Below are 20,177 nucleotides of genomic sequence, written 5' to 3' on the forward strand. Positions count from 1 at the left end.
GAGCGTGATGCGCAGTATCGGGCAGCTGGCCCGGGAGAGCGGACTGACCGTCAGCGCGCTGCGGTTCTACGACGGCGCCGGGGTGTTCGGCCCCGCCCGGGTCGACCCGCAGACCGGCTACCGCTGGTACGCGCCGGCCCAGCTCGCCGACGCCCGGCTGCTCTGCCGGCTGCGCCGAGTGGGACTGCCGCTGGCCGAGATCCGGCTGCTGCTGGCCGCGCCGGCCGACTCCGACTCCGCCCACCAGGTGCTCGACACGCACCTGCGGCGGCTGGAGGACGGTCTGGCGGACGCGCGTCGCGAGCTCTCCCACGTCCGTACGCTGATCGACCGACGGGAGCACACCATGACGACGATCGACCCCTCCGCATCCGCCGACCCCCTGGGCGGTGCCCGGCTCACCGTGGCGGCAGCCGACCTGGTCGCGGCGCTGGCGGCCGTGCGCTTCGCGGTGAGCGCCGAGCCCGCGGCGCCGATGCTCGGCGGCATCCTCTTCGACCTGGACGGCGAGCTGCTGCGGCTGGTGGCCACCGACCGCTACCGGTTGGCGGTCGGCGCGGCCCCAGCCCGCGCGGCGGCCCCGACCGAGTTCAACGTTCTGCTGCCGGCCGCGCTCGCCGACGAGTTCGGCACCATGGCGGCGGAAGCCGACGCGGCGGGCGCCGGCGAGCTGACCCTCACGGTCGAGGGAGCCTCGGTGGCGGCCGAGGCCGGCGGGCGCCGGGTGGCCGGCGACCGGCTGGACCTGGACTTCCCCGACTACCGCAGCCTGATCCGCCTGCGGCCCACCCACCGGGTCGAGTTGCCCACCGCCACGCTGCGCCGCGCCGTTGCGGACGGCGCCACCCGCCCGTACACCCCGGCCACCCCCGACCGGTCCGCCGACCAGAACGAGGTCCCGGTCACCGTCCTCGCCGTCAGCCGCAGCGGCGAACTGCGCGTGGTCGAGAGCGAGCCGGGCACCGCACTGGAGGACACCGAAGCGGCCGATGGCGACCTGCGGGTGGCGGTGAACCAGGAGTTCCTGCTGGAAGCGCTCGCGGCCGGCGCACCGGACCAGCTGGTCCTCGAACTCGGCGGCACGATCGGCCCGTTGGCGATCCGTTCAGCCGACCAGGCGGCCGGGAACTTCTCGGTGCTGATGCCCATCCGGCTGACCTAGGACCTGTCGTCAAACCCCCTTCTGCTCGGCGACGCCAGAAGGGGGTTTGACGACAGGCCCCAGCCACCCCGGGCGCCGGAGCGCCACGACGAGGACGACGTACCACGGGCGGTTCAGCTGAGGCTCGCGGCCGGTTCCCCTGCGTTCCGGGGCGCGTTCTCGCGGCGTGGGAGCAGCAGCGGGGTGGCCAGCAGGAGGACTCCGGCGAGCGCGATCGCGGTGCGGGGGCTGGTGATGGTGGCCAGCAGGCCCCACAGCGCGGTCATGGCCGCGATGCTGGCGCTGCTGCTGACCGACCACGCGGACAGGGTGCGGGCGACCTTGTCGGGGTCGGTGTGGTCGAGCCGGTAGGTGGCCAGCACCGGGTTGAACAGGCCGCAGCAGGTCACCAGGCCGAGTTGGACGGCGATGATGAGGACGATCCCGGGGACACCGGGCTGGACGAACGCCAATCCGACCGGCCAGCACGCGCGCAGCGCCCCGACGGTGAGCATCACCTTGTGCTGCCCGAGGCGGGCCGCGAGTGGGCGCGCGAGGCGGGAGCCGACGAGACCACCGAGGCAAGGGGCGGCGAACGCGAGACCGTACTGCCAGGGCGCGAACCCGAGGCGGCCCAGCAGGAGTACGGCGAGCAGCGGCTCGGAGGCCATGATCAGGCCGTTGACCACGATCGTGTTGAAGAACAGCGGGCGCAGCACGGGGTGGCCGAGGATGTGGCGCCATCCCTCGAGCAGATCGCCCGCTCGCAGCCGCGGTACGCCGGTCCGCGCGGGGTGCGGTTCCGTCCCGCCGATGGCGCGGATGCCCAGCGCCGAGAGCAGGTAGCTGGCCGCGTCGGCCACCACGGTCGTCACCGGGCCGAACAGTCCGATCGCGGCCCCGCCGAGCGGCGGCCCGACCGTGGTCGCGGTCCACGTCGTGGACTCGAACCGGCCGTTCGCGACGAGCAGGTCCGCCGGCGGTACCAGTGCCTTCAGATACGCACCGCTGGCCGCCTTGAAGACGATGTCGGCCGCGGCGGTGACGACGGCGACGACGAGGAGTTGGGTGAAGCTGAGCCAGCCGAGCGCGTACGCGGCCGGGACGCTCAGCAACGCCGCGAACCGGATCAGGTCCATCGCCATCATGACCGGCCGCTTGCGGCGGAACTCCACCCACGGCCCGAGCGGCACCGCGACCACGGCTCCCACCGCCCGCCCCGCGCCGGCCAGCGCCGCCACCTGGGCGGGCCCGCAGTGCAGCACGAGGACCGCGATCAACGGAAACGCGCCGAACCCGAACCCTGAGCCGTACGAGCTGACGGCGTACGCCGCCCACAACCACCCGAAGCGCCGCCCCAGCGCCCGCCTACCCGTCATACCCAACGCGCCTCTCGCCGATCCGAACAACCACACGCTGACCATCGGCATCAAAGCGGGTAGTGGATGGCGAGATCAAACAACCGATCCGCCATGAAGGCACAACTATTGGTTGTGCAGACAGGGGCGTCAGCCTGGGTCTCGAGCCTCTTCGGCGCCCGCATCTCCCAGATCACCGAGCCAACCTGTCGCATCGTCAACTCACCGCAGCGGTCGAACGCTTACTCGGGCTCGGCGTCCAAGAGTCGTCGAACCTTCCGGCAACAGGGGACGAACGCCAGACCAAAAAACCCGAGTCCCAGAGAAATCTACGCGCATCTACTTGCTAGGTCTCCGATTCGCGACCACCATACGGACCGCAGTCATCTGACCATGAACCGTCACGTACGGAGGGTGTCGATGAGGAAGTGGAAGAAGAGATCGGCGAGTGTGGCTCTGCTCGCCGTTGTCACGTTAGCGGGGGCCTCGCTGGCCACCGCCCAGGGGGCCGGAAAGCACCCCGCGACCGGCGTCGGCTCGTGCACGCTGAAGGGCTGGAACCCGGCGACCAGCCCGGCGAACGCCAAGAACCTTCCGGTCGGTCAGCGTCCGCAGACGTACAAGCCGGACGACTTCGACTGCACCGGCGCGGTGTTCGCCGCGCCCGGCGTGGAGTTCACGAAGTTCCCGCAGCCGAAGGACCTCAAGATCACCGACAAGAGCGTCGTGCAGACGGTCGGTGGCCAGCAGACGGTGGTGGGGAAGCCCACCGCGGCGGTGAACCCGCTGGCGCCGTACTTCCCGCCGTTCCAGCACTTCGTGGTCATCTACCGGGAGAACCACACCTTCGACGACTACCTCGGCGACTGCGCGACCACGATCAGTCCCAGCTGCAACGGCCAGGTGCAGAGCACCAACCACATCAGCTCCGTGCCGGACCTGCACCAGCTGGCCAAGACCTACGCGCTGTCCGACTCGTACAGCACCGGTGTTCAGCCGCCGTCCGGCCCCAACCACTGGTTCATGTTCTCGGGGCAGTCCTCGTCCAGCAGCCAGCAGCAGTCGTACCCGTCGAACGGCACCCAGTTCGACCGCTTCCTGCAGAGCAGCAAGGGTCCCACGGACGAGGGCACCAGCGCCTGCACGGCTCCGTCCGGCACCAGTAGTGGCAGCAGCCCGTACACGTTCATCATGAACGGCGACATCTACTGGATGCTCAACAGCGGCAGCGGCTACTGGAAGAACCCGGCCGACGGCAAGGTCGAGGTCCTGCCGCCCAACCGCCCGGGCACCAACATCCCCGAAGAGCTGCACACCAACGAGTACACCTGCCAGAACCAGAGCCTCCCCGACAGCACGATCTCCAACGACTACCTCAACTTCATCAACACCAACGGGATGCCGGCCTACAACTACGTCGAGCTGTTCAACGACCACCCCGGCACCTACCAGGACATCTCCGGCAACGACACCGCGACGAACAACATCGTCAACTCCATCGAGAGCAACCCGACGTACAAGAACAACACCCTGATCGTCGTCACCGAGGACGACACCCAGAACGGCAGCAACGGCCCGGACCACGTCAGCAACACCTACCGCGTGCCGCTGCTCGTCATCGGGCCGTCGGCCTACGTCAAGCAGAACTACGTCTCGCACGTGGCGTACACCACGGGCAACGTGGTGGCGGCGATGGAACGCACGATGGAGAACGTGCACTCCGGCGTCATCGACCCGAACGACAACCTGGGCTCGTCCACCTTCCCGATGACGACCGCGGACCAGGCCGCGCTCGGCGACCCGCTCGAGGACTTCTGGGTCCAGGGCTCGACCCCGCTGTCCGCGAGCGCCAAGGGGTCCCCGACCACCGGCAACGCGCCGCTGACGGAGACCTTCACCGGCTCGGCCACCGGCGGCACGGCCCCGTACACGTACAGCTGGAACTTCGGTGACGGGACCACCAGCACGACCCAGAACCCGAGCCACACCTACACCGCCGCCGGTACCTACACCGCGACGCTGACCGTCACCGACAGCGCCTCGCCGGCCAACACCGCGACGTCGCAGGTGACGACCACGGTCAACGCCGTCGGCAACCCGCTGGCGGCCACCGCCTCGGCCACGCCGACCTCCGGTCAGACGCCGCTGAACGTCGCCTTCACCGGCACCGGCACCGGTGGTACCCCGGCGTACAACTACAGCTGGAACTTCGGTGACGGGACCAGCAGCACGACCCAGAACCCGAGCCACACCTACAGCACCGCGGGTACCTACACCGCGACGCTGACCGTCACCGACAGCGCCTCGCCGGCGAACTCCGCATCCTCGACGGTGACCATCACAGCCTCGCCGATCGCCGCGACGGTACCGGGTGCGCCCACCGGCCTGACGGCGAGCGCCGGAACCGGGCAGGCCGCGCTGAGCTGGACGCCGCCGTCCAACACCGGCGGCGAGAACGTCACCTCGTACAAGGTGTACCGCGGCACCGCCAGCGGCGGCGAGACGCTGCTGACCAGCGGCGGCTGCAGCGGCCTGGGCGCGGTGACCTCGTGCACGGACACGGGGCTGACCGCCGGTCAGGCCTACTACTACACCGTCACCGCGGTGAACGGCGTGGGCGAGGGGGCGGCGAGTAGCGAGGCGACGGTCACCCCCACCGGCACGGGCTGCCAGGCACAGCAACTGCTCGGCAACCCGGGCTTCGAGAACGGCAGTTCCAACCCCGCGCCGTGGACCGTCACCTCGACGCACAGCCCCCTCGCGGTGATCGGCAACAGCAGCTCCGAACCGCAGCACAGCGGCACCTGGGACGCCTGGCTCGACGGCTGGGGCAAGGCCACCACCGACACCCTGGCCCAGACCGTCACGCTGCCCAGCGGCTGCAGCAACTACAGCTTCAGCTTCTGGCTGCACACCAACACGGCCGAGACCTCGACGACCACCGCCTACGACACCCTCAAGGTGCAGGTGCTCAACAGCTCCGGCACCGTCCTGGGCACCTTGGCCACCTACTCCAACCTCAACCACAACACCGGATACGCGCAGCACACCTTCAACCTCGGCGCTTACGCCGGCCAGCAGGTGACGCTGAAGTTCACCGGTGTCGAGGACTTCGAGTACCAGACGTCGTTCGTGCTCGACGACACCGCGCTGAACGTCAGCTGAGCCTGACGAGTTCGCCGAGTCCGATGCGGATCATGTGATCGCGAAAGAGTGCCGGGTGGTGCACTGCGGTGCACCACCCGGTGCCGCTTGCACGGGACGAGGCCGCTGTCCTCGAGGTTGCGCGTCACGCGCCAGGCTCAGGTTCTTCAAGATCGGGTTCTTCAGGATCAGCTGAGCGCCAGCTGAGGGATGGATGAACGGATGGACACACCCGTCGCGGTGAGAGGCCGGGGCATCACCAAAGTCTTCGGTGATGTCGTCGCCCTCGACCACATCGATGTGAGCATGACGCAGGGTCAGATCCACGGCCTGGTCGGCCCGAACGGCGCCGGCAAGACCACGCTCCTCGGCCTGTTGTTGGGCCTGGCCGTCGCTGACGAAGGGAGTCTGGAGATCCTCGGCACTCCGGTGGGACGCGCGCCGGCCGCGCCTGACGGTGTCTCCGGGTTCGTCGACGGGCCCGGCCTCTACCCCACTCTCACCGCGAAGCAGAACCTTGCGACGCTGGTCGCGCTGCGCCCTGATGACGCGCCCGCCACGGGTGTCGAGGAGGCACTGGAGCAGGTCGGGCTCGCCGACGTCGCCGACGCCAAGGTCCGTGGGTTCTCCCTGGGCATGCGCCAGCGGCTGGGGCTGGCCGCGGCGCTGCTGACCAGGCCACGGCTGCTGGTGCTCGACGAGCCGTCCAACGGCCTGGACCCGGTCGGCAAGAAGCACGTGCACGGTGTGCTCAGCCGGCTGGCCGCCGAAGGCGTCACGGTCGTGATGTCCAGCCATCGGATGGACGATCTGGAGGCGCTGTGTTCCGAGGTCACCATCCTGGCCACCGGGCGCGTGGTCTTCTCCGGACCGGTGGCAAAGCTCTCCGATGACAACCGCGAACTCGACTACCGGCTGCGCGCGTCGGATCCGTCCGCCGCTCGCGCGGTCGCGGCCACAACGCCCGGTGTGAGCATCATCGACGGCTACGACGCCCCGGCACGACCGGACACCGATGTGATCGTCGTCCGCGCCCGGGTGGCAGCCGTGGACCAACTCGTGGCCCGGATGGTGCGCGACGACATCGCGTTGCGTGAGTTGGCGCCCGTCGTCTCACCGCTGGAAGCCGCGTTCCTCGCCCTGACCGAGCAGGAGGCCGACCGATGACCGCGACCGTCGCTGACGCCCCCGCCCCCGTTCCCGCCGCCGGGGCTGAGGCTGGGGCCGGGACGGCGGGTGCGCGCCCGGTCCCGGTGGCCCGCATCCTCCGCTTCGAGTTGGTCAAGCAGTTCTCCGCCTGGCGGGTGCGCCTGCTGATCGGGCTGTGCTGGCTCGGTCCGGGCCTGCTGGTCTTCGCGATCGACCAGCAGAGCACTCTGCCGTCGGACACCCTGTTCGGCCGGTGGATGCACGCCACCGGCTGGGCCGGGTCGCTGGTGGTGCTCGGCTTCGCCGGCACCTGGGCGCTGCCGCTGGTCACGTCCATGGTCGCCGGCGACGTGTTCGCCTCCGAGGACCGGCTGGGCACCTGGCGCCATCTGCTCATCGCGGTCCGCTCGCACCGGCGTATCTTCGCGGCCAAGGCGATCGCCAGCATCTCCGTGATCGGGCTGCTGGTGGCAGGCCTGGCCGTCTCCAGCGTGTTCGGCGGCCTGCTCGCGGAGGGGAACCAGCCGCTGGTCGGGCTGGACGGCCACCAGCTCTCCGGCGGGGACGCGGCCGGCAGTGTCCTGCTGGCCTGGGTCTGCGTGCTGGCGCCGACGCTCGCCCTGGCGGCCATCGGGCTGCTCGGGTCCATCGCCCTGGGGCGATCCCCGATGGGCCTGCTCCTGCCCATGCTCGCCGCCCTCGGGATGCAGGTGGCGCAGATGCTGCCGCTGCCGGTCCCGGTGCGCCTGGCACTGCCCGGCTACGCCTTCATCTCCTGGAACGGTCTTTTCGCCGATCCCCGGCAACTCGGGCCCCTGCTGATCGGCGTCGGGGTCAGTCTGGTGTGGGCGGTCGCCGCGACGGCACTGGCCTACCTGCTCTTCCTCCGCCGGGACTTCACCAATCTCAACAACGACGGCGCCGGACGCAAGGTGCTGACCTTGGGTGTCCTCCCGCTGGTCGGGGTGCTGGCCGCGACGGTCGGTGTCGTCGCGGTGACGACCGGGACTGGCGGTTCCGGCATCGACCAGACCAAGGTGCAACGGTCGGTGGCCACGGCGTTCGCCCACCTCTACCGGTTCCAGCAAGCGCAGATGCGCCAACCGCCGGTCACCGAAGCGCAGTTGCAGACCTCCGCGGCCTGTGACAAGAGCGCAGGGCTCGGCGCGCAGGAGGGATCGGGCAACGACTGGCGCTGCACGGTCTCCTGGAACGTCCCCGGTTACAACGCCACCGCCCAAGCCGTCTACCAGCTCAATGTCACCGCGAACGGGCGGTACACCGCCGACGGAGACGGTCCGGTGGAGGTGAACGGCTACTTCCTGATCATCAGCGGGGGAAAGGCGGTGCCGAACCCGCTCTGGCAGTTCGACGGCAACGTCGATCTGCTCCCCGGATGAACGCCGCGGCCGCCCGGCGCGAAGGTACGCCGGGCGGCCGCGGTGCGGCGGCTGGTGCCGCGTCAGGTGACGCTGCCTTGGGCGTCGACCATCGACTTCACTCCGTCGTCGAAGTACGAGCTCTGGTTCCAGTCGCTGCAGTCGATGGCGGACATCACGCCGTTGACGTGGCCGAGGCCGGTGGAGTTGTCGAACTCGCGCAGCCAGGGGCCGCCGGGTGACCTGGTGCCGAGGCTGCAGTAGAGCCCGATGGTCCCGCTGAAGTAGCCCCGCGCGGTGGTGCCGGTGCACCACTGCTGGATCTCGCCGTCGCTGCGGTCGAGCGAGTAGGTGAGGGCCGTGACGTCCACGTTCTGCGGGTAGTTCCAGGAGAGGCCCTGGCCGCCGGTGGCGTCCACCAGGCGGGTGCCGTTCTGCGGCCAGGTGGTCACCAGGCCCACGTTGCGACTGGGGGCGCTGCTGCTCATCCAGGCGTCGAAGGCGCGGAACTGCTTGGCGGCGTAGGTGCCGAACGGGTAGCTGCTGGAACGGTACCGGGGCGCGTAGATCCAGTTGGTCATCCAGGTCTTGCCCTGGCCGCCGTGCACGCAGGAGCCGGCCGTGATCACGAGCTGCCTGGACGGGCTGTTGAGGGCGCTGCCGCTGCAGACGTGGTCCTTGCCGTCACTCGGGTCGGTGAAGAACACCTTGCCCACTGCGGCGGACTCGTTGATCAGCGGCTCCCGCAGGCCGGCTCGGCCCGGCACGGTCGGTGCGACCGGTTCGGTGCTGCCCGGCTCGCCGGTCGGTGCGGCGGCGGGGCCTGCGCTGCCGGAGGGCGGCGTGCCGGGGTCCGGGGCGTCGAGCGGGATCGCGTTCTTCATCCGCTCGGGCGTCCAGTAGTCCTGCACCTTGCTCGCGGCGGCGGCCGAGTCGACGACGGTGCCGTCGGACAGCCTCGCCGTGGAGTTGCTGGAGCCGGCGGAACCGCTGGAGGCCGTGGTCGCCCGCGCGGCCGGCGCGCCGGGGCCGCCCGACGGCTGAGCCACGGCAGTCCCGGCACCGGCGAACGCCAGTACGGCCGCCGCGGCCAGCGAGCACAGGGCACCCGGCCGCAGGAACCCGCGCTTGACCGGGCCGCTCTCGGGCCGCCGAGCGGATTGACGCCGTGTCATCTCGGGACGCACGGCTCACCTCCAAGGGAGTCAGTGGTTTCCCCCACTGACGGTCACGTTAGACGGCCGGTCAGAACCCGAGCCGGATGTGCTGACCGGAAGGATCCGTAGTCGAACCGATCGGATGCACGGCCACGCGGTCAGCCGAGTGGGCGTGCCCCTTGGGCTGCGTCGGTAGCCGGACGCATCGCGTGTTGCGGTTTGTGACTGTGCTTTGTAGTTGGCCAACGTTTTCGGGGTAGTCGGCCAGGCCACATGTGGGGCTATCCGCTGCTGGCGCACTGGGAGCGGGTACAACGTCACCAAGATCATCGAATGCTACGAAGGGATGATCTGCTGCTGACGTTCGCTGTTCTCGAGCCAGGACAGGTACCACTGGGCGAAGGTCACCGGCTCCCCGCGCCCGTCGAGCAGCGGAGTGAGGTCCTCGTCGTCCACCCGGTTGTCGGACCAGATGCGCCCCTGCTCGGGGCCGCTGATGATCAGCCACTGGCGGGCGGCGCAGCCGAGATGCGAGATCACGACGGCGCCGACCGTGCGGTCCGGAGAGAACATCACGGGCTCCCACCGCTCGTCCCTGATCGACGTCGTCCCCCAACGTGGGCGGCGCGTCCGGCTACGGGACACCGCCGCTCAAGGTGGAGAGGCGTCTGGGTGCTGAGCCGCCGGCACTCGTGCGGGCCTGTCCGGGTCGGCGGCCGTAGCCCTTTGATCGGGTGTCAGGAACGGTGGTCACGATGACGACTACGGGGCAGGACAAGACAGTTGGGGTTCCTGGGGCGAGTCGGCCCAGTGAACTCGAAAAGCTTGGCGACCTCGCCGAGGAGAAGCGCCCGGAGGCGCCCGAGGAGTCCGAGGGCGCGGCCGACCTCTTCCGCGCCCTCGGCAAGCTGATCAGATTCTTTCGCGAGAAACGGGGAATGACGCAAAGGGAGTTTGGCGTGGCCATCTTCCTTCACCTCGCCACCACCCACCGCTAACCAGCCTTTGGGAGAACGATGAACGCCATCGAACTCGTCTGGAACAAGAGCAGCTACAGCACCAACGAAGCCACCTGTTGCGTGGAGATCGCCAAGACCCCCGCCACCATCCACGTCCGCGACTCCAAGGACCCGCACGGCCCCGCCCTCACCCTCACCCCCACCGCCTGGACCGCCTTCCTCCACCTCGCCACCACCCACCGCTAACCAGCCTCCGACTGCCCGCCCACCAACGGGCAGTCGGCCACAGCCGCACTGCATGCGCCTGGCATCATCGCTGCCAATGCCCGCTCGAATGACGCTTCAATTCGCCGGCCCGATCCCCTCCGGCAGGACGGCAACCACGAAGGCTACGGCCTCCTCCGGCGTATCGAAGCGCGCGAGCAACTCACTCCCGTTCCGAACCCCGTAGAACCCCTCATCGTGCGGCCAGATCATGTACCCGACCCGTGTCGTGTTCCATCGCGCCGTGGTACTGGTGGAGAACCAGAGGTTGAAGTGGCTGGTCACCGGCACAGTTGGCGGAGCACCGGCTGGGCGTAAGCGGCCGCCAACAGCGCATGCACGCGCGGGAACCGGTTCATCGGCGGCATGTGGATGCGGTCGAGTTTGAGGCACCACGCCAGCTCGACAGCACCGAGCGGCTCCCGCTCGTGCGCGAGGGCCCACGGGCGGAACTCGATGCACGGGGCCTGCTCCTTGGCCTCCTCGAGCCCGGACCGGTGTACCGCAGCGTCCAGAACGTGGCGCTCAACCCGGCTGCCGGCCCCGGCAGCCAGCTCACGCAACACGGCCCCGCGAACGGCACGGCCTCGGGCAGGACAACGCCTGCCTGGGCCTCGAGGTCATCGACCTCGGCCGGGGTCAGCGGCTCGTCCAACGCGAACCGGTGCCCCGACGACCCGAAGACGCTGGTACCTGCCGGGCTTACCCCCAACGCCCGCACGCGCTCCCGAACGCCAACCCAGATTTGATCATTCATGGGCTGAGCCTGGGAGGTGTGCCTGACAGCCCGGATGGCCGTCCCCGGGGCGGGCGGGCCGGTCATCACCGAGCCTCTCGCCGTGCCCTGTCTCGCTGGCCAAGTCGCCTGGAGAGGTTGGTCAACAAGCCTGCAAAGTGGCCATCTATCGTGCGAAGTCACACGGTTGCCGCGCCGACGCGCTAGCTGGGTGCTTGCTTTTGCAAGCAGCAGTGGGCAGCATGAGGGTATGGCTTCACTGAAGGTGGGCTCCCTGGGTGAGTACATCCGGGAGCAGCGGCGTGCCGCGCAGTACTCGTTGCGCCAGCTGGCGGAGGTAGCGGGTGTGTCGAACCCGTATCTGAGCCAGATTGAGCGGGGGCTGCGCAAGCCGAGCGCGGAGATTCTGCAGCAGATCGCCAAGGCGCTGCGGATCTCGGCGGAGACGCTCTACGTGCAGGCGGGAATCCTGGAGGAACGGCCTGCCGGTGGGGTGGAGCTGCGGGCCGCGATCTTCGCGGACACGGCGATCAGTGAGCAGCAGAAGCACGCGCTGCTGGCGGTGTACGAGGCCTTCGTGCGTGACAACAGGGCCGAGTGAGGCCGAACGATGGAGAGGAAATGCTGATGCCCAGCACCGATGAGATCAGGAACGAGATCAGGAAGACCCTGAGCGACCCGACGCCGCTGTACGCGCTCGCGGGTGCCGGCGACCTGGCGTACGCGAAGCTGCGCGAGGTGCCCGGGCACCTCGAGGCGCTGGCCGCCGACCGCAGGGCCACGCAGGACGCTGCGGCCGCGCGGCTGCAGGAGGCGCAGACCAGGTTGGCGCAGGCGCAGGCCAAGATGGTCGGGACGGTGACCACGCTGCCGACCGACCTCAAGTCCTTGCAGGACCGGGCGCAGACCTTCGCGTTCCAGCAGGTCGGCCGGGCCGCCGGCCTCGCGGTGAAGGCCAAGGAGGTCTACGACGAGCTGGCCGAGCGCGGCAAGGGCGTGGTGGGGCAGGGCTCCCCGGCGCAGCCGGAGAGCGCGGCGGTGACGGTCGAGATCGTCGAGCCGGCCGCGGTGGACGCCCAGATCGTCGAGGACGCGAGCGCCGAGGCGAAGCCGGCGAAGAAGGCCACCCGGGCCCGGAAGTCGCCCGGTACCGCGAAGTAGTAGTAGCAGCAGCGGCAGCGGGGCGGCGGCGCGGCCGTCCGACCGGCCCCGGGCACGCTGCGCGCGCCTGACACGTTCACCGTCTGTCGGGCGCCGCAGCGTGTCAGGATGGAATGACTCAGCCGTGGGAAGTCAAGGTCTGGCGGCGGCGAGGCTTCGTGTGAGGAGACCCGGGTGGGCTACATCGCGTACATCAACCTCCTGAACCCGCTCTGGTGGCTGTCGGTCGGGATCATCCTGTTCAAGGGGTTCGCCTTCGTGGACGCCGCCGTGCGGCGGGAGGACGCGTACCGCGCCGCCGACAAGAAGACCAAGACGTTCTGGCTGGTCGTGCTCGGGATCGCGCTCGGCCTCGACCTGCTCTTCGGGGCCAACTTCATCGGCAGCTTCCTGACCCTGGCCGGTCTGGTCGCGGCGATCGTCTACATGGTCGACGTCCGCCCGGCCATCAAGGCGCTGACGGGTGGCCGCGGCGGCAAGGACGACCGTCGCAACATGGGGCCTTACGGGCCCTGGTGACGCTGCGGCTTGCCAGCGAGCTTGGGCTGAGGCGGCGCTGCTCCCGGAGCGGGTCCAGCAGCCGCCACTCAGCCCAGTAGCGGTGGCTGCTGGATCCGCTCCAGGAGCAGCACCGCGACGTCATCGGTGAGTGCGCCGCCGTTGAGGTCCTCGACCTCGGCGAGGGCGCCGTCCACCAGCCGACCTCGGGTCAGCCCGTTCGCCTGGTGGTCGCCGATCAGGCCGAGCAGGCCGTCCTGGCCCAGCCGGCGTGAGCCGGCGCCGACCCGGCCCTCGATCAGGCCGTCGGTGTAGAGCAGCAGGCTCCAGCCGGGCGGCAGTTCGAGGTGGTGCGGCGGCCAGCTGGCCTCGGTGTCGTCGCAGGGCAGCAGGCCCAACGCCGGGCCCGCCTGGTCGAAGGAGACCACCACGGGACGCTGGGACGGCGTGAGCAGCAGCGGCGCCGGGTGCCCCGCGAGGTAGAGCTGGGCGTGCTCCACGCCGGGCCGGTCGGACGGCAGAGGCTGCTGACCGACCCCGGGAGCCGGGCGCTCGCCGGGCGTGCGACCGCCGTCGGTGGCGCGGCGGTGGCCGCGCGGAGCCTGGTCCGGCGGCGCGCCCGGAGTGATCACCAGCATGCACAGGGTCGCGAAGATCTCGTCGCTGCGCCGCTCGTGCTCCAGCACGTGCTGCAGGGTGGTCAGCAGGGTCTGGCCGGTCAGGCCGGCGAAGACGAGGGTCCGCCACGCTATCCGCAGCGCGACTCCGAGGGCGGCCTCGTCGGGGCCGTGCCCGCAGACGTCGCCGATGACCACGTGGACCGTGCCGTCGTCGGTGCGGACGGCGTCGTAGAAGTCGCCGCCGAGCAGGGCGCGACGGCGCCCCGGCCGGTAGCGGCGGGTGAAGGAGAGTTCGGCGCCCTCCAGCAGCGGGGTGGGCAGCAGGTGGCGCTGCAGCCGGGCGTTCTCCTGGCCGCGCAGCTCGGCCTCGACCAGCCGGCGCTGCGACTCGTCGGCCCGCTTGCGCTCCACGGCGTAGCGCAGCGCGCGGGCCAGCAGCGGGCCGTCGGTGTCGTCCTTGGTGAGGAAGTCCTGGGCGCCCGCGGCCACCGCGGCGGCGCCCAGCTGGGCGTCGGCGGCGTCGGTGAGCACGACGACGGCCGCGTTCGGGGCGAGCCGCAGCAGCTCGCGCAGCCCGTCCAGGGGGTCGGTGCCGACGGCGGCCGCGGCCCGGGCCGGGTCGGCGGTCGGCGGGGTGGCCAGGTCGAGCAGCACGCAGCTGAAGTCGATCGGCAGGGTGCGGGCCCGGCGGCCGGGGACGGCGGGCTGCGGGGTCAGCTGGGCGGCGGCCTGGTCCAGACCGCGAGCCCAGGAGAGCTCGACCGGCGTGCCGCTGGCGGCGATCAGCTCCTCGAGCAGCCGGGCGTCGCTGGTGTCGTTCTCGATCACCAGCAGCTTGAGCGGCGCGGCGGCCCGGTCGATCGCCGCGCGGCGCCAAGTGGAGCGGGGGCCGGGCAGCGCGAGGGCGGCGGCGGGCTCGCCGTCCGTGGCCGCCGGGTGCCCGGCGGCGTGCGGGGGCTCGCCGAATGCGCTCAGCGCGCCGAGTCGACCGAAGGTCTCGAGGGTCTCCAGGCCGTGCAGGGAGTCCAGGCCGCCCAGTCCGTTCAGCCCGTTCAGTCCGTCGGCACCGAGCGTGGCGGTGGCCGGATCAGGGCAGGGGGCAGCGACACGCTGACGGACGCCAGCTCCTGTCGGGGCACCGGACCGGCTTTCGGCGCCGAGTCCTGGCCCGTCTCCCGTAGCGGGCACGGATGTTCCTCCCTTTCCCTGACGGGGTAACGGTTGCGGTCCGCGCGCAGTGCCCGCGAGGCACCGCGAGTCAGGGAGCTTCTCGCGACCATAACGTGATCTCCGGGCATTTCCCTGACGGGCCGCTGTGGATGTGGTTATTGCCACGCAGGTGGCGGGCTTGCTCGCTAGCGTGAACGGGTTGGGGCCGGGCGGCGGCACGGCCGGATTGCGGGAGGCTGACGGTGACGCAGATCACTTTGGTTCAGGGTGATATCACGAAGCAGCGGGTGGACGTGGTGGTCAACGCCGCCAACTCGTCGCTGCTCGGTGGCGGTGGTGTCGACGGGGCGATCCACCGTGCGGGCGGTCCCGAGATCCTGGCCGAGTGCCGCGCGCTGCGGGCCTCGCACTACGGGCGGGGGCTGGCGGTCGGCCGGTCGGTGGCCACCACGGCCGGTCGGCTGCCGGCCGATCATGTGGTGCACACCGTCGGGCCGGTGTACGGGGCGGAGCGGTACGAGCAGGGGGCACGGCTGTTGGCCTCCTGTTATCGGGAGTCGCTCCGGCTGGCGGTGCTGGAGCTGGGGGCCAGGAGTGTGGCGTTCCCCGCGGTGTCCACCGGGGTGTACCGGTGGCCGCTGGAGGACGCGGCCCGGATCGCGCTGTCGACCGTGGCCGAGGTGCTGGCGGAGGATCCGGTCGAGCAGGCGGTGGACCTGGAGGTGCGGTTCGTGCTGTTCGGCGCGGAGGCGTACGAGATCTTCGCGCGGGTGCGGGAGGAACTGGGGTTGGCCGGCTAGTCGGGCGGGGCCCGACAGCAGTGTGATCGAGTCAAGGAGCGGGTGTCACCAGGTGCGCCCCCATAGTGGCCTGATGCCCCGTCAACACGCCAGGGGAATTCGATAACTCGTTCGAGTGAACCTGAATGCCCTGCTCAGGGCGCCAGTGCCGACCAGGGCAGCGTGACCTCGCCCTGCCGCCAGCGCCCCCGCGCGTCCACCAGCGGCCACTGCCCCGACAGTGCCGTGCACGCGGCCACCCAGCGCTGCCGGGCGCCGAACGCCCCGTACGGCGCGGCGGCGGCCCAGGCCCGGTCGAAGTCGGTGAGGAAGGCGTGCACCGAGCGGCCCGGCACGTTGTGGTGGATCAGCGCCTTCGGCAGCCGCTCGGCCAGGTCCGAGGGGCGCTCCAGGCCCGCCAGTCGGGCGGCGAAGGTCACCGTGCGCGGGCCCGTCGGGTCGAGCGCCACCCACACATGGCGGCGGCCGATCTCGTCGCAGGTGCCCTCGACCAGCAGGCCGTCCGGCGCCAGCCGGCCGCAGAGCCGCTCCCAGACCCCGCGCACCGCCTCCTCCTCGTACTGCCGCAGCACATTGGCGGCCCGGATCAGCTGCGCCGCACCACCGTCCAGCGGCACTTCGAAGCCGCCGCGGCGGAAGGTCAGCGCCGGCGGCTCGGCGTAGGGCAGCGCGGCGGCGACCCGGGCGGGCTCGATCTCGATGCCGACCGTCCGTAGGTCGGGCCGGACCGTCCGGAGCCGGTTGGACAGCTCGACGGCCGTCCAGGGCGCCGCGCCGTAGCCGAGGTCGACGGCCACCGGCGGCCGGTCGGCGGCGCGCAGCCGCGGGCCCAGGGTGTGGACGATCCAGCGGTCCATCCGCCGCAGTCGGTTGGTGTTGGTGGTGCCTCGGGTGACCGTGCCGACCGGGCGGGCCGTGGCGGTCGGCGTCCTAGACGTCCTGGGCGTCCTGGGCGTCCCCGTCGTCCTGAGTGTCCTGGGCGTCCCCGGCGGCCGGAGCGCGGCGGAGTGCCCGGACGAGCCCGGGTCGAAGGAAGCGGCCATCCCCGCAGGGTACGCCGGGCCGGGTCGGGGCCGGGCGCGGCGGTCGGCGTGATGTGCGTCGCTCCGTCGGCCCGACCTGCCCGGTCGCGGGAATGCGGCGTGCACTCTGGGAGGTTGTCTTCCAGTTGGAACCACAGGAGTGGTCGTCGCCCAAGGCGTCGCAGTGCAGACCAGAGAGGCCGCAGCCACGTGATCAAGCCCCCCGTGTCGACGGTATGGCGTGACCGGCAGACCCCGCCGATCCGCGGGCGCCTGCACGCGCTGGCGGCCGGCCGGCCGCGTCGTCCGCGCCGGATCGCGATGCTGAGCGTGCACACCTCACCGCTCCACCAGCCGGGCACCGGTGATGCCGGCGGCATGAACGTCTACATCGTCGAGCTGGCCAAGCGCCTGGCCGGGCTCGGCATCGAGATCGAGGTGTTCACCCGGGCCATCTCCTCCGAACTGCCGCCGACCGTCGAGCTCGCGCCCGGCGTGCTGGTCCGCCACGTCACCGCCGGGCCGTACGAGGGCCTGATCAAGGAGGACCTGCCGGCCCAGCTGTGCGCCTTCACCCACGGCGTGCTGCGCACCGAGGCCGGGCACCGACCCGGCCACTACGACCTGGTGCACTCGCACTACTGGCTCTCCGGGCAGGTCGGCTGGCTGGCCGCGCAGCGTTGGGGCGTGCCGCTGGTGCACACCATGCACACCATGGCCAAGGTCAAGAACGCGGCGCTGGCCGAGGGCGATACACCCGAGCCGGCGGCCCGGGTGATCGGCGAGACCCAGGTGGTCGAGGCGGCCGACCGGCTGATCGCCAACACGGCGGACGAGGCGGGCGAGCTCGCCGCGCACTACGGCGCCCGGGGCGACCAGCTCGCCGTGGTGCACCCGGGGGTCAACCTGGAGGTCTTCCGGCCGGGCGACCGCCGCGCCGCCCGGGCCCGGCTCGGCCTGCCGGCCGACGCCGCGGTGCTGCTCTTCGCCGGCCGGATACAGCCGCTCAAGGGCCCCGAGGTGCTGCTCGGGGCGGTCGCGGCACTGCTGGAGCGGCGGCCCGAGCTGCGCGAGCGCCTGGTGGTCCCGGTGGTCGGCGGCCCGTCCGGGACGGGACTGGCCAAGCCGCTGGGCCTGCAGAAGCTCGCCGCCCAGCTCGGCGTCGCCGATGTGGTGCGGTTCCACCCGCCGGTGGGCCAGGCCGAGCTGGCCCAGTGGTACCAGGCGGCCACGCTGCTGGCGATGCCCTCCTACAGCGAGTCCTTCGGGCTGGTGGCGCTGGAGGCGCAGGCCTGCGGGACGCCGGTGGTGGCCGCGGCGGTCGGTGGCCTGCCGGTCGCGGTGCGGGACGGCGAGACCGGCACGCTGGTCCGCGGCCACGAACCGGCCGCCTGGGCTCGGGCGCTGGAGCCGTACGTGACCGAGCCCGAGCTGGTGGCCAGGCAGGGCGCGGCGGCGGCCCGGCACGCGGCCGGCTTCGGCTGGGGCGCGTCCGCGGCGGCCACCGCCGACGTGTACGCGGGGGCGCTGGCCCGCCCGGCCGGTCGGCTGGCCGGAGCGCGGCGGCGGCTGAGCCAGCAGTAGGCAGCGCACCAGCGGCGGACCCTCCAACAAGGGGAGAACACGGCGCGGACCGGTACCAGCCGGTAACGTCACGGTCATGGCAACCCGTACCAAGGACGAGGCCCTCGGACTGCTCGCCGCCGCGCTCGACGAGGCCGGTGTCGACTGGGAGCCGGCCGTCGCCGACCCCTACACGCTGGTCGCGACGCTGCCCGGCACCCGCAAGCTCAGCACCACCTGCGCGCTGCGGGTCGGCGACCACACCCTCTCGGTGAACGCCTTCGTGATCCGCCGTCCGGACGAGAACCACGAGGCCGTCTTCCGCTGGCTGCTGGAGCGCAACACCAGGCTGTACGGCGTCGGGTACGCGCTGGACCCGCTCGGCGACGTCTACCTGACCGGCCGGCTGCCGCTGGAGGCGCTCACCGGGCCGACGGTGGACCGGCTGCTCGGCACCGTGCTGGAGAACGCAGACGAGCCGTTCAACACCCTGCTGGAGCTGGGATTCGCCTCGGCCATCCGGCGGGAGTGGGAGTGGCGGACCAAGCGTGGCGAGTCCACCCGCAACCTGGACGCCTTCAAGCACCTGGCCAAGCCCGGGCAGCCCGTGCCGGACGCGGGGGCCGGGACCGACGCTCAGGCCGAGACCGGTACCGGCGCCGGCTGACGCGCCGCGTCCGCCCGGCGGCCCAGCACCAGGTAGCCCACCGCCGCGACCGTGCCGACCACCGCGCAGCCGTACCAGAGGGTGCGGTGGCCCGCGTGGTCCAGCAGCAAGCCGCCGGCGGCCGGGCCCAGGAACGAGGCGGCTGACCAGGAGAGCGAGTAGACCCCCTGGTAGCGGCCGCGGGCGTGGGTCGGCGAGAGTTCGGCCACCAGACCCATGCTGGTCGGCGCCTGGATGATCTCGCCGAGCGTCCAGACCGCGACGCTGCCGGCGTAGATCAGCGCGGACGAGCCGGCGAACGCGGTCAGGCCGAAGCCCCAGCCGATGAGCAGCGCGGCGGCCAGCAGCAGCACCCCGCGGTCCCGGCCCTGGAGCAGCCGGGTGACCGGGATCTGCAGCAGGACGATCAGCAGACCGTTGAGTGCGATCACCAGACCGTACTGCTCCGTGCTGAGCCCGGACTTGCCCATGCTCACGGCCAGCGTGGTACTGCCCTGCTGGAAGACCAGCGCCACCAGGAAGGTCAGCCCGACCAGTGCCATGAAACGGCGGTCCCGGAAGACCGTCCCGAGGCTGACCGCGGACCCGGTGGCCGCTGCCTGGCCGGGCGCGCCCGGTGCCTGGCCGGACGCGGTCGGGCGGCTCTCCGGGACCTTGACGAAGACCACGAACGCGCAGAGCAGGGTGGTGGCCGCGTCGGCGATGAAGAGGGTCAGGTAGCCGTGCGCGGCGATCAGCCCGGCCACCGCCGCCGAGACGCCGAAACCGATGTTGATCGCCCAGTAGTTGAGCGAGAAGGCCCGCACCCGGTCGGCGGCGGGCACCACGTCGGCGATCATCGCGGAGACCGCGGGCCGTGAGGCGTTGCTGCTCAGGCCGACCAGGAAGGCCACGGCGGCGATCATCAACCGCCCGTCGGCGAAGCCGAGCGCCGTGGTGCTGAGCGCGGTGAGCGACTGGGCGACCAGCAGGGTGGGCCGCCGCCCGATCCGGTCCGTCAGCACCCCGCCGACCAGCGCGGCGATCGCCCCGCCCAGGCCGAAGAGCGAGGCCACCAGACCGGCGAAGGAGGCCGAGTAGCCGCGGTCGACGGTGAGGTAGAGCGCCAGGAAGGTGACCACGAAGCCGCCGAGCCGGTTGACCAGGGTCGAGGTCCAGAGCCACCAGAACGCCGACGGGAGTCCGCCGACCGACTCGCTGGTCGCGGTGCGCAGCCGGCCGGTCAGGGAGGCAGGGGCGACTGGGGCGGTGGGCATGGGGCGTCTCCCGGGCGGCAGGTGTCCCGGTGAGCGGTCGGTGGGGTTCGCTCAGCAGGGGGACGTGCGACGGTAAGTGGTGCGGTGGCAGGGAGCACATTACCGGTGCCGCCTTGGGACAGGCCAGCCGTTT

At 71.4% G+C, this 20,177-nt stretch carries 20 protein-coding genes; 12 read left to right on the forward strand and 8 right to left on the reverse strand.

Going from position 1 to position 20,177, the window contains the following annotated elements:
* Positions 1 to 7: 7 nt before the first annotated feature.
* A complete protein-coding gene (locus ABH937_RS07000; RefSeq protein WP_280688494.1) occupies positions 8 to 1,162 on the forward strand; it encodes a MerR family transcriptional regulator in 1,155 nt (384 codons plus the stop codon).
* Between the two features lie 113 nt (positions 1,163 to 1,275).
* Here the strand turns inward: ABH937_RS07000 and ABH937_RS07005 are convergent, their stop codons facing one another.
* A complete protein-coding gene (locus tag ABH937_RS07005; protein WP_280688492.1) occupies positions 1,276 to 2,520 on the reverse strand; it encodes an MFS transporter in 1,245 nt (414 codons plus the stop codon).
* Between the two features lie 429 nt (positions 2,521 to 2,949).
* Between ABH937_RS07005 and ABH937_RS07010 the strand changes: the two genes are divergently transcribed.
* From ABH937_RS07010 to ABH937_RS07020, 3 genes are all read left to right on the forward strand, one after another.
* Complete coding sequence (locus ABH937_RS07010; RefSeq protein WP_280688490.1) at positions 2,950 to 5,664, forward strand: PKD domain-containing protein; 2,715 nt, start codon at positions 2,950 to 2,952, stop codon at positions 5,662 to 5,664.
* A gap of 201 nt (positions 5,665 to 5,865) precedes the next feature.
* Positions 5,866 to 6,810, forward strand: a complete 945-nt coding sequence (locus ABH937_RS07015) for an ABC transporter ATP-binding protein (RefSeq protein WP_280688488.1) — start codon at positions 5,866 to 5,868, stop codon at positions 6,808 to 6,810.
* Positions 6,807 to 8,192, forward strand: a complete 1,386-nt coding sequence (locus ABH937_RS07020; RefSeq protein WP_280688486.1) for an ABC transporter permease — start codon at positions 6,807 to 6,809, stop codon at positions 8,190 to 8,192. The genes ABH937_RS07015 and ABH937_RS07020 overlap by 4 nt, the downstream gene beginning before the upstream one ends.
* A gap of 62 nt (positions 8,193 to 8,254) precedes the next feature.
* On the opposite strand, the gene ABH937_RS07025 is transcribed toward ABH937_RS07020, so the two are convergent.
* Positions 8,255 to 9,346, reverse strand: coding sequence for a hypothetical protein (locus ABH937_RS07025; protein ID WP_280688484.1), 1,092 nt, complete (start codon positions 9,344 to 9,346; stop codon positions 8,255 to 8,257).
* Positions 9,347 to 9,664: 318 nt separating this feature from the next.
* Positions 9,665 to 9,901 carry a hypothetical protein gene (locus ABH937_RS07030; RefSeq protein WP_280688482.1) on the reverse strand — a complete coding sequence of 79 codons (237 nt, stop codon included), beginning with the start codon at positions 9,899 to 9,901 and terminating at the stop codon, positions 9,665 to 9,667.
* A 182-nt stretch (positions 9,902 to 10,083) separates the two neighbouring features.
* Here ABH937_RS07030 and ABH937_RS07035 point away from each other — a divergent pair, with 182 nt between their 5' ends.
* Both ABH937_RS07035 and ABH937_RS07040 read left to right on the forward strand, forming a co-directional pair.
* Complete coding sequence (locus ABH937_RS07035) at positions 10,084 to 10,326, forward strand: hypothetical protein (RefSeq protein WP_280688480.1); 243 nt, start codon at positions 10,084 to 10,086, stop codon at positions 10,324 to 10,326.
* A gap of 18 nt (positions 10,327 to 10,344) precedes the next feature.
* The gene (locus ABH937_RS07040) at positions 10,345 to 10,533 is read left to right on the forward strand and encodes a DUF397 domain-containing protein (RefSeq protein WP_184945486.1); all 189 of its coding nucleotides are present in this window, start codon (positions 10,345 to 10,347) and stop codon (positions 10,531 to 10,533) included.
* Positions 10,534 to 10,629: 96 nt separating this feature from the next.
* Here ABH937_RS07040 and ABH937_RS07045 read toward each other — a convergent pair whose 3' ends face one another.
* Together ABH937_RS07045 and ABH937_RS07050 are read right to left on the reverse strand one after the other, a co-directional pair.
* The gene (locus tag ABH937_RS07045) at positions 10,630 to 10,836 is read right to left on the reverse strand and encodes a DUF6193 family natural product biosynthesis protein (protein WP_280688476.1); all 207 of its coding nucleotides are present in this window, start codon (positions 10,834 to 10,836) and stop codon (positions 10,630 to 10,632) included.
* Positions 10,833 to 11,117, reverse strand: coding sequence for a hypothetical protein (locus tag ABH937_RS07050; protein WP_280688474.1), 285 nt, complete (start codon positions 11,115 to 11,117; stop codon positions 10,833 to 10,835). The genes ABH937_RS07045 and ABH937_RS07050 overlap by 4 nt, the downstream gene beginning before the upstream one ends.
* A gap of 420 nt (positions 11,118 to 11,537) precedes the next feature.
* Between ABH937_RS07050 and ABH937_RS07055 the strand changes: the two genes are divergently transcribed.
* The 3 genes from ABH937_RS07055 to ABH937_RS07065 all read left to right on the forward strand — a co-directional run bounded on the left by ABH937_RS07055 (position 11,538) and on the right by ABH937_RS07065 (position 12,967).
* On the forward strand, positions 11,538 to 11,888 hold the full coding sequence (locus ABH937_RS07055; RefSeq protein ID WP_280688472.1) for a helix-turn-helix transcriptional regulator: 351 nt from the start codon (positions 11,538 to 11,540) through the stop codon (positions 11,886 to 11,888).
* Between the two features lie 26 nt (positions 11,889 to 11,914).
* Positions 11,915 to 12,448 (forward strand): hypothetical protein, encoded by a 534-nt coding sequence (locus tag ABH937_RS07060; protein ID WP_280688471.1) that lies wholly within the window; start codon positions 11,915 to 11,917, stop codon positions 12,446 to 12,448.
* 174 nt (positions 12,449 to 12,622) lie between these two features.
* Positions 12,623 to 12,967 (forward strand): DUF2516 family protein, encoded by a 345-nt coding sequence (locus tag ABH937_RS07065; protein WP_280688470.1) that lies wholly within the window; start codon positions 12,623 to 12,625, stop codon positions 12,965 to 12,967.
* A gap of 68 nt (positions 12,968 to 13,035) precedes the next feature.
* Here the strand turns inward: ABH937_RS07065 and ABH937_RS07070 are convergent, their stop codons facing one another.
* A complete protein-coding gene (locus tag ABH937_RS07070; RefSeq protein WP_348533631.1) occupies positions 13,036 to 14,754 on the reverse strand; it encodes a SpoIIE family protein phosphatase in 1,719 nt (572 codons plus the stop codon).
* Between the two features lie 224 nt (positions 14,755 to 14,978).
* On the opposite strand from ABH937_RS07070, the gene ABH937_RS07075 reads away from it, so the two are divergent.
* Positions 14,979 to 15,536 (forward strand): O-acetyl-ADP-ribose deacetylase, encoded by a 558-nt coding sequence (locus ABH937_RS07075; RefSeq protein ID WP_280688468.1) that lies wholly within the window; start codon positions 14,979 to 14,981, stop codon positions 15,534 to 15,536.
* A 134-nt stretch (positions 15,537 to 15,670) separates the two neighbouring features.
* On the opposite strand, the gene ABH937_RS07080 is transcribed toward ABH937_RS07075, so the two are convergent.
* A complete protein-coding gene (locus ABH937_RS07080) occupies positions 15,671 to 16,393 on the reverse strand; it encodes a class I SAM-dependent methyltransferase (protein WP_280688466.1) in 723 nt (240 codons plus the stop codon).
* A gap of 378 nt (positions 16,394 to 16,771) precedes the next feature.
* Here ABH937_RS07080 and mshA point away from each other — a divergent pair, with 378 nt between their 5' ends.
* Positions 16,772 to 18,142, forward strand: a complete 1,371-nt coding sequence (gene mshA / locus ABH937_RS07085) for a D-inositol-3-phosphate glycosyltransferase (RefSeq protein ID WP_370145954.1) — start codon at positions 16,772 to 16,774, stop codon at positions 18,140 to 18,142.
* A gap of 76 nt (positions 18,143 to 18,218) precedes the next feature.
* Positions 18,219 to 18,788, forward strand: coding sequence for a YbjN domain-containing protein (locus tag ABH937_RS07090; RefSeq protein ID WP_370217587.1), 570 nt, complete (start codon positions 18,219 to 18,221; stop codon positions 18,786 to 18,788).
* On the opposite strand, the gene ABH937_RS07095 is transcribed toward ABH937_RS07090, so the two are convergent.
* The gene (locus ABH937_RS07095; RefSeq protein WP_370217588.1) at positions 18,758 to 20,044 is read right to left on the reverse strand and encodes an MDR family MFS transporter; all 1,287 of its coding nucleotides are present in this window, start codon (positions 20,042 to 20,044) and stop codon (positions 18,758 to 18,760) included. The genes ABH937_RS07090 and ABH937_RS07095 overlap by 31 nt on opposite strands.
* Positions 20,045 to 20,177: the final 133 nt, after the last annotated feature.

It is taken from the genome of Kitasatospora sp. GAS1066B, from assembly GCF_041262605.1.
In the GTDB taxonomy this organism is placed as follows: Bacteria; Actinomycetota; Actinomycetes; order Streptomycetales; family Streptomycetaceae; genus Kitasatospora.